At 69.3% G+C, this 11,715-nt stretch carries 10 protein-coding genes and 1 pseudogene; 7 read left to right on the top strand and 4 right to left on the bottom strand.

Annotation, left to right across the window (positions count from 1 at the left end):
* The 3 genes from IEY69_RS11820 to IEY69_RS11830 form a co-directional block, all read right to left on the bottom strand.
* Entirely contained in the window at positions 1-420 is a 420-nt protein-coding gene (locus IEY69_RS11820; protein ID WP_189073338.1) for a hypothetical protein, read from the bottom strand.
* Positions 410-2,953 carry a DNA mismatch repair protein MutS gene (gene mutS, locus IEY69_RS11825; RefSeq protein WP_189073339.1) on the bottom strand — a complete coding sequence of 848 codons (2,544 nt, stop codon included), beginning with the start codon at positions 2,951-2,953 and terminating at the stop codon, positions 410-412. Before mutS ends, IEY69_RS11820 begins: the two co-directional genes overlap by 11 nt.
* 70 nt (positions 2,954-3,023) lie before the next feature.
* A complete protein-coding gene (locus IEY69_RS11830) occupies positions 3,024-3,557 on the bottom strand; it encodes a hypothetical protein (RefSeq protein WP_189073340.1) in 534 nt (177 codons plus the stop codon).
* 49 nt (positions 3,558-3,606) lie between these two features.
* Here IEY69_RS11830 and IEY69_RS11835 point away from each other — a divergent pair, with 49 nt between their 5' ends.
* The 7 genes from IEY69_RS11835 (at position 3,607) to IEY69_RS11865 (ending at position 11,107) form a co-directional block, all read left to right on the top strand.
* A complete protein-coding gene (locus tag IEY69_RS11835) occupies positions 3,607-4,335 on the top strand; it encodes an SDR family oxidoreductase (protein ID WP_189073341.1) in 729 nt (242 codons plus the stop codon).
* A 368-nt stretch (positions 4,336-4,703) separates the two neighbouring features.
* On the top strand, positions 4,704-4,931 hold the full coding sequence (gene tatA / locus IEY69_RS11840) for a twin-arginine translocase TatA/TatE family subunit (RefSeq protein ID WP_189073342.1): 228 nt from the start codon (positions 4,704-4,706) through the stop codon (positions 4,929-4,931).
* Between the two features lie 20 nt (positions 4,932-4,951).
* Positions 4,952-5,734: a twin-arginine translocase subunit TatC gene (gene tatC, locus IEY69_RS11845; RefSeq protein ID WP_189073343.1), complete on the top strand. Its 783-nt coding sequence runs from the start codon at positions 4,952-4,954 to the stop codon at positions 5,732-5,734.
* A gap of 184 nt (positions 5,735-5,918) precedes the next feature.
* Positions 5,919-6,839 (top strand): prolipoprotein diacylglyceryl transferase, encoded by a 921-nt coding sequence (gene lgt, locus IEY69_RS11850; protein ID WP_189073344.1) that lies wholly within the window; start codon positions 5,919-5,921, stop codon positions 6,837-6,839.
* 133 nt (positions 6,840-6,972) lie between these two features.
* The gene (gene glmU / locus IEY69_RS11855) at positions 6,973-8,418 is read left to right on the top strand and encodes a bifunctional UDP-N-acetylglucosamine diphosphorylase/glucosamine-1-phosphate N-acetyltransferase GlmU (protein WP_189073345.1); all 1,446 of its coding nucleotides are present in this window, start codon (positions 6,973-6,975) and stop codon (positions 8,416-8,418) included.
* Positions 8,419-8,639: 221 nt separating this feature from the next.
* Positions 8,640-9,419, top strand: coding sequence for an ABC transporter ATP-binding protein (locus IEY69_RS11860; protein WP_189073346.1), 780 nt, complete (start codon positions 8,640-8,642; stop codon positions 9,417-9,419).
* A complete protein-coding gene (locus IEY69_RS11865) occupies positions 9,416-11,107 on the top strand; it encodes a putative ABC transporter permease subunit (protein WP_229783896.1) in 1,692 nt (563 codons plus the stop codon). Before IEY69_RS11860 ends, IEY69_RS11865 begins: the two co-directional genes overlap by 4 nt.
* Positions 11,108-11,255: 148 nt before the next feature.
* Here the strand turns inward: IEY69_RS11865 and IEY69_RS11870 are convergent.
* Positions 11,256-11,715, bottom strand: a pseudogene (locus tag IEY69_RS11870) (IS4 family transposase); the annotation flags it as partial.

Below are 11,715 nucleotides of genomic sequence, written 5' to 3' on the forward strand. Positions count from 1 at the left end.
TCAGGTCTCAGGGGAGTGTGGGATGAGTCTGGTGAACTGCCGCGTGCTCAGGTCGAGGTCATACACGCCCGCCTGCTCGGAGTACACGTCGGCCACCAGCCGGACACGCCCAACGTCCTGCTGATACACGTTCTCGAACCACCACGGCTCGGGCGGGTCGGCTCGCAGGTGAGGGTCTGGGCCGTCCAGGCCGGGCGTGACGGGTTCACCGAACCGGCGCAGATCCGCCACGATCACCCCGCAGCCGACCACGACGGCGTAAGTGTTCTCCCAGGTGATGAGGGCGGCCTCGGGATTGCCGTACATCCAGCCTATATCCCAGCGTGCCCCGTCCGGACGCTGGACGGTGACTGTCTCGAACTCGGCCAGGACACTCCAGCCCGCGGCGGCCGCCAGCGTCACCGAGCAGTCAACCGTCATGCACGGCTTCCGCGCCGGTCACCTCGCGCTGCCAGCGGTGCAGCAGGTCGAGGGCCTGCATGGGCGTCAGGCGGGCGAGGTCCAGGGTGGCGAGTTCCCGTGTGAGGCGCGTGTCGGCCCCCTGCGCGCCCAGCGCGGTCAGGAGGCGCGCGGCGCGGGTGGTCACCGCGCCGGGCAGTCCGGCGAGGCGGGCGACCTCCACGCCGTAACTCTGGCGGGCGGCGCCGGGCACGACCTGATGGTAGAAGGTCAGCCCCCCGCTCCCGGCGGCGTCCTCCTCGGCGGCGACGTGGAGGTTCACGAGGCCGGGCAGGTCGCTTTCCAGGCGGGTGAGTTCGAAGTAGTGCGTGGCGAACAGCGTGTGCGCCCCGGCGGCGTGCAGGTGTTCCAGCGCGGCCTGCGCGATGGCGAGGCCGTCGAGGGTGCTGGTGCCGCGCCCGATCTCGTCGAGGATCACGAGGCTGGCGTGCGTCGCGCCGTGGAGGATCGCGGCGAGTTCGCTCATCTCGACCATGAACGTGGAGCGCCCACCCGCGAGGTCGTCGCTCGCGCCGATGCGGGTGTGCACGGCGTCGTACACGGGCAGTTCGGCGTGGTCGGCGGGGACGAACGAGCCGATCTGGTGCAGCAGCGCGCATAGTGCGGCGGTCCGCAGGTACGTGCTCTTGCCCGCCATGTTCGGCCCGGTCAGCAGCACCGCGCGGCGCGCCGGGTCGAGGTGCACGTCGTTCGGCACGAACCGCCCGCCCAGGCTGCGTTCCACGACCGGGTGCCGCGCCTGCACCAGCCGCAGCGGACCGTCACTGGTCACGGGGCGGATCCAGCCGTGCTCGGCGGCCACGTCGGCCAGCGCGGCCAGCACGTCCAGTTCACTCAGCGCCCCCGCAGCATCGGCCAGCGCCTCGGCGTGCGCGGCGAGACTGTCGCGCAGCTCCGTGAAGACCTCCTGTTCCAGGCGGCTCGCGGCGGCCTCCAGCCGGGCGATCTCGCGTTCACGGTCGCGCAGATCCGGGCGGGTGAAGCGCGCGCGGTCCTTCAGGGTCGCCACCTGCCGGTAATCGGCGGGCACCTTGCCCAGGTGCGCGCCCGTGACCTCCAGGTAGTACCCGAACACGCTGTTGAACCCGACCTTCAGGCTGGGAATCCCGGTGCGTTGCCGCTCGGTGACCTCCAGGTCCGCCAGCCACGCGCGGTGCCCGATCGCGGCGGCGCGCAGCTCGTCCAGCTCGGCGTGGAAGCCGTCACGGATCAGGCCGCCGTCGCCCACGCGGATGGGCGGCTCGTCCACCAGCGCCGCTCGGATGCGGGTCACGACATCCGGCAGGGCCGACAGGCGATCGCGCACGCCGCCCAGCAGCCCGCCCTGCGCGCCCAGTAGCTCGGTCGCCTCGGGCAGCAGGTCCAGCGTGCGCGCCAGGGCCGCCACCTCGCGCGGCGCGGCCCGCCGGGTCGAGACCCGCGCCGCCAGACGCTCCAGATCATGCGCGCGGTACAGCAGGGACCGCACCGCGCCGCGCAGGTCCGGCGCACGCGTGAACGCCTCCACCGCGTCCAGGCGCGCGCGGATGCTCAGTTCATCCAGCAGCGGCGCGCGCAGCCACGCCCGCAGCCGCCGCCGCCCGCCCGCCGTGCGCGTCTGCCCCAGCACGTCCGTCAGCGTGCGGCCCTGCGGGGACTGCGCCTGGAACAGCTCCAGCGCCCGCACCGCCGCGTCCGGCAGCCGCATGTGCGCGCCCGGCTCGAAGCGCACCACGCGCCGCACCATGTCCAGCCTCCCCTGCTGCGTCACCCGCGCGTACCCCAGCACCGCCCCGCACGCCCGCCGCAGCGCCCCCGACGACAGACTCGCCGGGACCTCGCCCAGCGTGACCCGCAGCGCCTCAAGCGCGTCCGCCTCCTCAAAACTGGCGGGGGAGAGCATCACCGGGAACCTTGCCTGGAAGTCCGCCAGCAGCGCCGCGTTCCCCGACAGTTCCGGCGCGAGCAGCACCTCCCGCGCCCGGCAGCGCCCCAGCTCGTCGTACAGCGCCAGACGCGTGTGGAACGCCGCGCAGCGGAACTCCCCGGTACTGACGTCCAGCAGCGCCAGCGCGTACCCGTCCCCGGTCGCCACCGCCGCCAGGTAATTCTCGTCCGCGCCCAGGTGCCGCTCCTCGGTCACCGTGCCCGGCGTCAGCAGCTGCGTCACGCGGCGGTCCATCAGGCCCGAACCCGGCTCCTCCACCTGATCCGCCACCGCCACGCACACCCCGCACCCCAGCAGCCGCTCCACGTGACTGTCCAGCGCCCGCAGCGGAATCCCCGCCATGGGCGTACTGAAATCCCGGCTGCTCTTGTGCGTCAGCGCCAGCCCCAGCAGCCGCGCGGTGCGCTCGGCGTCCTCCCCGAACGTCTCGTAGAAATCCCCCACCTGGAACAGCAGCAGCGCGTGCGGCAGCTGCGCCGCCACCTCGTCCCGCATCCGCACGTACTGCTCCAGCATCGGCGGCAGCGCCCCCGACCCGGTTCCCTTCAGGACATTCTGAGCCCGCATCCCGCGCAGGATAGCCGCCCCCAGACGGCCACATGGCGAGAGGGGCACCGTTGCTCGGCGTCCGGGCCGGTCAGTTGTCGAACCAGAACACCAGGCGCAGGTCCGCCGGGTCCGCCACCTGAGTCTGAAGGTACGGAACGACGCGGCTCAGCAGCCCCGTGGCCTGCCCCAGGTCGCGGTAGGTACGCACCTCCCGTTCCCGGCGGCGCTTCACGCCCACCTCGCTCAGGTCGAGATCCCGCAGCGGCTGATCCCAGTCGAAGCGCAACAGTTCGTCCAGCGTCAGCCACGACGGGTGGTGACACCAGACCTCCGCTTCTGCCCAGGCGGCCTGGAGGGCGGCGCTGAGATCGTCAGGCAGGCCGCGCGGGGTGGCGATCGGCTCGATCTCGATGGTGTTACGGACGCCGGCCAGCAGCGCAAACAGGTCGTAATCCCGGCCCAGCTCCAGCGGATGCGCCCAGTGGGCTTCAGAGATCCGGTCTTCCTCCTCCGGGCTCAGCCCACTGGTGTCGGGGAGCGGATGAAGTTCAGCCACTTTCCACATGCCGTTCCGGCGGATCTCGTAATACTCGTGAATGTCGCAGCCCATAGCCCCGAGCATGCCAGTTCCGCCTGCCGTGTGGGCGGTCCGGGCGGTGTACCCTCGGCGCATGAGCCTCTTTCAGCTGAACGGGAAACGCGCCCTGGTGACCGGCGGGAGCCGCGGCATCGGGCTGGCCGCCGCGCACGATCTGATCCGCCTGGGCGCGCAGGTGACGCTGGCCGCCCGCAACGAGGACGTGCTGCGCCGCGCCGCCGACGCCATCGGGGCGCGCTGGGTCGTGGCGGACGTGAGCACCCCGGACGGCGTGGCGTCGGCGGTGGAGGCTGCCGGGCAGGTGGACATCCTCGTCAGCAACGCGGGCGGGCCGTCCCCCGCACAGCCCAGCGCCGTCACCGAGGCCGCCTGGGAACAGGGCTTCCAGACCACGTTCATGAGTACTGCCCGACTGGCTGCCGCCGTGCTGCCCGGCATGCGCGAGCGCCACTGGGGCCGCATCATCGCCGTGACCAGCCTGACCGTGGGCCGCCCCGCGCTGAACCTGCCGGTCAGCAACGCCATGCGCGCAGCCGTCACGAACCACCTGCGGACCCTGGCGCTGGAAGTCGCCGCCGACGGCGTCACCTGCAACACCGTCGCGCCCGGCTACACCGCCACCGAACGCCTGAACGCCCTGCACGCCGACCCCGCCGACGCCGAACGACTGAAGGCCCGCATTCCCGCGCGGCGCTTCGGCGAACCGAACGAGGTGGGGGCCGCCGTCGCGTTCCTCGCCACCAAGGAAGCGGCGTACATCACGGGGCAGGAGATCCTCGTGGACGGCGGCTGGAGCATCTGAACGGACTCGGATGGAATGGTTCACAAGGACCAGTCCATCCGAGCGGATGCGACTCGCAGAGCTGCCCCGCCGAGGAGCAAAGAGGGTTCCGGGTGTGGAGTTGACGACCCGGTAATGTTCCGGGTAGAGGGCGAAACAGACGGAATCCGTGCAGCGGAGGGGAGGCCTGGGGCATCTGGACTGCGCCTGCCGGGGCACGCTGGGGCAGCGTGGCGCCTTCACCGTCATTTGACCAAGCCCCATTAAGGTTTGATAGGTGAGCTGTCCTCCATCCAATCCGCCCGGACTCGCATACCTTCAGGGTGAGACGCACCCCACCCCACAGACCCCACACTGCTGATCCCACCCGGACAGCCAAGGAGTACACCATGAGCTTCGGACCCCTGGAAATCATCCTGATCATCGCCGTTATCGCCCTCATCTTCGGAGCCAAGAAACTGCCGGAACTCGGCAAGGGGCTCGGGCAGGGCATCAAGGAATTCAAACGCGAGACGCACCACAAGGACGTCGTGACCGACGTGCCCTCGCGCCCCCTGGACCCTGTGACCGCCACGCCCGTCACCCCGGTCAGCGATCCCGTCAGCGAACGCCGCTGAGCCCCGGCAAGGAGCGCGTGATGTCCACCCCCACCAAAGAACTGAGCAGCGCGCCGCTGTTCGATCACCTGGACGAACTGCGCAAGCGGCTAATCATCAGTGTGATCTTCCTGGTCGTCGGCATGACCGTCGCCTTCCAGTACCGCACCCAGCTGATCGAGTTCTTCAAAGAACCCCTCACGCATTCCGTGCTGTATCAGGCGGGCAAGGTCAAACTGGTCGCCCTGCAACTGACCGAACAGCTGATGCTCAGCCTGAACATGTCCTTCTGGGCAGGACTGGCGCTGGCCCTGCCGTTCCTCCTGTGGCAGGTGTGGGCGTTCATCGCACCGGGTCTGTACGCCCATGAGCGCCGCTGGGCGCTGCCCTTCATCCTGGGGGCGGGCATGGCCTTCCTGGGTGGCGCGCTGTTCGGCTATGAGTTGGTGCTTCCGACCATGATCCCCTTCCTCGCGGACTTCATGGGGGGCGCGGTTGAGGGGACCTTCAGCATCGGCTCGTACCTGGGCATGATCACGACGTTCCTGATCTCGTTCGGGCTGGCCTTCGAGATGCCCATCCTGGCCGTGATCCTCACCCGCATCGGGATCGTGAACCACACCATGCTGCGCGCCGGGTGGCGGATCGCGCTGGTGGTCATCATGATCGCCGCTGCCGTGATCACGCCCACGCCTGATCCGATGAACATGATGCTCGTCGCCGTGCCCCTGTATGTCCTGTACGAACTCAGCGTCATCCTGTCGCGCGTGTTCCGCGTCGTGCCCACCGAGGACACTGAGACGCCCGCCCCACTGAGCTTCTGACCGTCCCGTTCCCGGTGCGGCCCCCTGCCCTGTGGCAGGCGGGCCGCACTTCTCGGTCGGGCCACCGGCTGGTCGGGCGGCCGGGAGGTGTCATGGAATGACCCGGCCGGGCGTGGTGGTGTCCGGGTGCGAGGGTGCGTGCCCACCTGATCCCTGCCGTGAGGCTCTACACTGCGGGCGACCTATGGATCCCATCTTCCTGCAAATCGGCAATTTCACCATTGCCTGGTACGGCGTGCTCATCACCCTGGGCATCGTGGCCGGCGTGTGGGTCGGCACGCGCATGGCCCGCGAACGCGGCCTGAACGTCGACCTCTTCAACGACCTCATTCTCTGGATGATCGTCTGGGGCCTCGTGGGCGCGCGACTGGTGTTCGTGGCGACCTCCTGGCACCAGTTCGAGAACACTCCCTTCCCGCGCGTGCTGCTGGACATCATCAACCTCCGCCAGGGCGGCATCAGCATTCACGGTGGCCTGATCGGCGGCATTCTGGTGATGCTGTACTACTCCCGCCGTAAGGGCATGGACTTCTACCGGTACGCGGACCTGTGCGTGCCCGGCGTGGCCTTCGGCATCATCGGGGGCCGCATCGGGAACATCATGAACGGCACCGACACGGTGGGCCGCGTGACCGGCTGGCCCATCGGGTTCCGCTGGCCTGACAGTGCCCGCGCGTTCCACGACGGCATGTGCATCAAGAACGCCAACCCCGACATGGACCTGTCGCAGTACTGCCAGCTGATCGGCGACAAGCTGGTTATGACCGCGCCCGTGCACTTCACGCAGATGTACGGCGTGATCATCGGGATCATCCTGTCCGTCGCGGCGTTCTTCTGGCTGCGCAGCCGCATTCCCGGCTGGGTGTTCTGGCAGTTCTGGCTGTGGTACTCCATCCTGCGCGCCGGGTGGGAGGAGACCTTCCGCCTGAACCCCCTGTCGCCCAAGGCGTACCTGAACCAGGGGCTGGACGCGCCCGGCATCGGCCTGTTCACGGACACGCACATCATCAGCATTCCGCTGATCATCGTGAGCATCTGGATGCTGATCCGCCTGCGCCGCCGGGGGGCGCCCGCCCAGACGGCACCGGCCGAAGTCACGGTCTGATTCTCCACTGCATGCCAGGAGGGTGATCCCACGTTCGGGGTCACCCTCCTCCTCTTGGTGGGGTCGGGCGGGGCCGCACGCGTCCTGACAGGCGGGTTGATCCTGACAGACGGGTTGATACAGTGGGCAGGCTATGACTGAACAGACCCGTCCGCTGGACGTCGTGATTCTCGCCGCCGGGCAGGGCACCCGCATGAAATCCAGCCTGCCCAAGGTGCTGCACCCCGTCGCGGGCCGCCCCATGGTCGCCTGGGCCGTGAAGACCGCCCGTGACCTGGGTGCGCGCCACGTGGTCGTCGTGACCGGTCACGGCGCCGACCGTGTCGAGGACGCCCTGGGTGACGCGGGCGTGGTGTTCGCCCGGCAGGAGCAGCAGCTCGGTACCGGGCACGCGTTCATTCAGGGGCTGGACGCCCTGCCAGACCGGGATGCGGACGTGCTGGTGCTGTACGGCGACACGCCACTGCTGCGTGCCGACACCCTGCAGGCCCTGCTGGACGATCACCGCGCCCGCGCCGGGGCGTTCACGGTCCTGACCGGCGAGCTGCCCGACGCGACCGGGTACGGCCGCATCATCCGCGGCGCGGACGGCAGCGTCGAGCGGATCGTGGAGCAGAAGGACGCGACACCCCAGGAGCGCGCCGTGCGGGAATTCAACAGTGGCGTGTACCTGATGGACGCCCGTGCCAACGAGCTCACGCGCCGCATCACGAATGAGAATGCCAGCGGCGAGTACTACCTGACCGACCTGCTGGGGCTGTACAGGGCCGAGGGGGCCGATGTGCACGCCTTCAAACTCACCGACCCGGGTGAGGTCATGGGCGCCAACGACCGCACGGGTCTGGCCGAGGCGGAGAGCATCATCCGCGCGCGCATCACGCAGGAGCACATGCGCGCCGGAGTGACCATCCACATGCCCGAGACGGTGTACATCGAGGACACCGTGCAGATCGGCCGGGACGTGACCCTGGAACCCGGCGTGATCCTGCGCGGCGACACCCGCATCGCCGAGGGCGTGACGGTGGAGGCGTACAGCGTGATCACCGACAGCGTCCTGCATGAGGACGTGACCATCAAGGCGCACAGCGTGCTGGAGGGCGCGACCGTCGGGACGGGCAGTGACGTGGGCCCGTTCGCGCGCCTGCGGCCCGGCACCGTCCTGGCGGGTGGCGTGCACATCGGGAACTTCGTCGAGACGAAGAACGCGCGGCTGGCCCAGGGCGTGAAGGCCGGGCACCTCGCGTACCTGGGAGACGTCGAGATCGGCGAGGAAACGAACGTCGGCGCCGGAACCATCGTCGCGAACTTCGACGGCGTGAACAAGCACCGCTCGACCGTGGGAGCGGGCGTGTTCATCGGCAGCAACAGCACCCTGATCGCCCCGCGCGTCATCGGGGACGCGGCGTTCATCGCGGCGGGCAGCGCCGTGCACGACGACGTGCCCGAGGGTGCCCTGGCCGTCGCGCGCGGCAAGCAGCGTACCCTGGACGGCTGGGCGAAACGCTACTGGGGCGGCCTGCGCGAGAAGGTTCAGGTCAAGCTGCCCTGGCTGGCCGGCTGGCTCGACCGTCAGGACTGAGTGGTCCCACCCGGGGGCGGCCTGATCTGCCCTCCCGGGCCGTAGCCTGCGTTCAGTATCGAGGGGAACGTGTTGCCCCCTCAATCTCTGCGGTCTCAGCGACCTGCTCGGCCCGAAGCAGAGGAATCGAGGGACGCCTTCAATTCCTCTGAATTTCGCTGCAGCGCAGGCGCGTTCAGATGTGCACCTTCCGTCAGAGGCGCGGGCGTACGCTGCCTCTCATGATCGAGGTGCAGGGGTACACCAAGCGCTACGGGCGGCACGAGGCCGTCAGCAACCTGTCGTTCACGGTGCAGCCCGGTGCGGTGTTCGGCCTGCTGGGCAGCAACGGGGCGGGGAAGACCACCACCATCCGCGCGCTGGTGGGTCTGACCCGCCCGAGCAGCGGCACGGTGCGCGTGGCGGGCTTCGACGTGTGGCGCGACCCGGTCAAGGCCAAGGCGGCGTTCGGGTACATCCCGGACCGCCCGTACCTGTACGGCAAACTGACGGCGCGGGAACTGCTGCGCTTCGTGGGGCAGCTGTATCAGGTGCCGGACGCGGACAGCGAGATCGACCGCTGGCTGGAGTTCTTCCGCCTGACCGACTTCGGCAACGAGCTGATCGAGACGTACTCGCACGGCATGCGGCAGAAGGTGGCGATCATCGCCGCGCTACTGCCCGACCCGCCCGTGCTGATCGTGGACGAGCCGATGGTGGGGCTCGACCCGCACGCGGCGCGGCAGGTGCGCGACCTGTTCCGCTCGCACGCCGACCGGGGCCGCACGGTGCTGCTGACGACCCACTCGCTGCCCGTGGCGGAGGCCGTCTGCGACCGCCTCGTGGTGCTGGACCGGGGTAAGGTGCTCGGCGAGGGCAGCATGGACGACCTGCGCGCCCGTACCGGCACCGAGGCCGGGGGCGTGCACGGCGACAGCCTGGAACGCATCTTCTTCCGCCTGCTGGAGGACGAACTGGAGGAACAACGCCGCGCCCGCGAGGAAGCCGGGGTGGGCGCTTGACCGTCACGCCCGCCCCCCGACCCGCGCGCACCGCGCCGCCCAGTCTGAGCGCCCTGAAACTCCGCGCACTGGCCCACACCATTCGCAAAGCCCCGAAGTGGGGCTACGCACTCGTGGGTACCCTGGCCCTGCTCCTCGTGGTGGGCGAGGTGGTCGGCACCTGGAAAGCCCTGACGTTCCTGGGCCGCTTCGGGGACATCGGTCTGAACGTGTTCGCGCGCGTGCTGGAGATCGGCCTGATCACCCTGAGTAGCGGCGTGACGTTCAGCGCCACCACCGCCGCCATCAGCACGCTGTACCTCAGCGACGACCTGAACTTCCTGCTGACCCAGCCCATCAGGACCACCCGCGTGTTCGCGCTGAAGGTCACCGAGACGTTCCTGAACGCCGCGCTGGTCCCGGTGTTCCTGACCGTACCGCTGCTTCTGACGGTCGCCGCGTACTTCCAGGCGCCCGTCTGGGCGTACCCGGTCATGATCCTCGCCACGCTGCTGGTGTTCGCCGCGCCCGTGGGCCTCGGCGCGCTGCTGGCTGTGCTGCTCATGCGGGTCGCCCCGGTCGGCCGCGTCCGCGAGGTCAGTACCGGCCTGGGCGTCGTCATCAGCGCCGCGCTGGTGTACGCCATCCGCGCGCTGCGGCCCGAAGTCCTCGTGCAGAAACTGCAGGACCCCACCAAGGTCGAGGCGCTGCTGCGCGACTTCGCCGGACCCAGCAGCCCCCTCCTCCCACCCTCCTGGGCGGCGCAGGGCATCTGGCAGGCTGCGCACGGACACCTCGCCGCGCCGCTACTGCCCCTGCTGCTGCTCACCGTCACGCTGCTGCTCGGCGCGACCCTCCTCGCCGCGAAGGCCTACCAGGACGGCTGGGCCCGCGCACTGGACTCCAGCACCCCCAGACTCGACCCCCGCCCCCGCCGCGCGGGCGTCACCGAACGCCTCCTCACCCGCCTCGGCTCCGGCGGCGCGCTCGCCAGCAAGGACCTGCGCGTCACCATGCGCGACCCCACCCAGTGGAGCCAGCTGCTCGTCGTCGTGGCGCTGGCCGGGGTGTACCTCGTGAGCGTCAAGGCCGTGCCCATCCCCGTCCCACAGTTCCGGGGCATCCTCGGATACATCCAGCTGGCCTTCCAGGGCTTCATCATCGCGGGCATCGCCGTGCGCCTCGCCTTCCCCGCCGTCAGCACCGAGGCGCGCGGCTACTGGCTGCTGCGCACCGCGCCCATCGAGCCCCGTCAGATCGTCCTCAGCAAATTCCTGGGCGTCCTGCCGGTCACCCTGACCGTCGGCCTCGTCATGGGCCTCGCCAGCGCCGCCGCCATGGACCTCGGCCCCACCCTCTACCTACTCAGCGCGCTGGTCAGCATCAGCAACGCCCTCGTCATCACCGCGCTCGGCGTCGGCCTCGGCGCCGCCGCCCCCAAATTCGACGCGGACAACCCCGCCGAGATCGGCGTCAGCCCCGGCGGCCTCGCCTTCATGGGCCTCAGCCTCGCCTACTCCGTCCTGTGCCTCCTGCTGCTCGCCCGGCCCGCCGCCGGCAGCGTCCTGCGGCCCGACCTGTTCCCCGGCTACAGCTCCCTGACCACCATCGAAGGCGTCCTCGGACTGATCGGCCTGCTGCTCGCCACCCTCCTCGGCACGTACTTCAGCCTCCGCACCGGCTGGCAGCGGCTGGACCGGCTGGAGTGACGGCGAATGCCCATTCCCGACCCACATGCTCACGGAAAGTCGAGTGATCTGGCCATCAAGTGGCAGACAAGCGACGCGATGTTGTGACCCGGTTCATCCCTCCGGAGCGGCTTGTCTCGCTCATGCCTCAGTACCGGACATCTTCCCCTCAGGCCGCATCAGGAGCAGAAAAAGGCGAGCTGAAGAGATCCGTGAACGGACCCCGTTTGGACGTCCCCCATCGAAGGGCATGGGCCAAGCGTTCCCATCCGGCAGTCACAAGACTGGCCTCCTTGCGTCCATGAGACTTGACCCGGATGGGGCGCGTCAGCGCCCCATCCACACCCACGCGTAAACTCCATGTCCAGGCCAGGGCAACGAGTCCGAAAAGGCGTTCCAGACGCTCTTTCTGTGTAATGCCCGTTTGTTCCAGATTGAAACCGCGTGACTTCATCGACGAGAACGTGTACTCGATCGACCAGCGAAACTTATACGTGGACACAGCGTCCAGGACATGCACATCAGTTGCCAGGCACATCAGGTCACCCTCCGGCGACCTGGCCATCACGAGCTGCATTCGACACCCATAGATGGCCTCCTTCTCCGCCATGGCGACCATGCTGCCCAGC

The organism is Deinococcus sedimenti, from assembly GCF_014648135.1.
GTDB lineage: Bacteria > Deinococcota > Deinococci > Deinococcales > Deinococcaceae > Deinococcus > Deinococcus sedimenti.

Coding starts and splice junctions, on each gene's coding strand:
- tatA (WP_189073342.1), top strand. CDS start 4,704: ATGAGCTTCGGACCCCTGGAAATCATCCTGATCATCGCCGTTATCGCC.
- lgt (WP_189073344.1), top strand. CDS start 5,919: ATGGATCCCATCTTCCTGCAAATCGGCAATTTCACCATTGCCTGGTAC.
- mutS (WP_189073339.1), bottom strand. CDS start 2,953: ATGCGGGCTCAGAATGTCCTGAAGGGAACCGGGTCGGGGGCGCTGCCG.
- IEY69_RS11835 (WP_189073341.1), top strand. CDS start 3,607: ATGAGCCTCTTTCAGCTGAACGGGAAACGCGCCCTGGTGACCGGCGGG.
- IEY69_RS11820 (WP_189073338.1), bottom strand. CDS start 420: ATGACGGTTGACTGCTCGGTGACGCTGGCGGCCGCCGCGGGCTGGAGT.
- IEY69_RS11830 (WP_189073340.1), bottom strand. CDS start 3,557: ATGCTCGGGGCTATGGGCTGCGACATTCACGAGTATTACGAGATCCGC.
- IEY69_RS11860 (WP_189073346.1), top strand. CDS start 8,640: ATGATCGAGGTGCAGGGGTACACCAAGCGCTACGGGCGGCACGAGGCC.
- glmU (WP_189073345.1), top strand. CDS start 6,973: ATGACTGAACAGACCCGTCCGCTGGACGTCGTGATTCTCGCCGCCGGG.
- tatC (WP_189073343.1), top strand. CDS start 4,952: ATGTCCACCCCCACCAAAGAACTGAGCAGCGCGCCGCTGTTCGATCAC.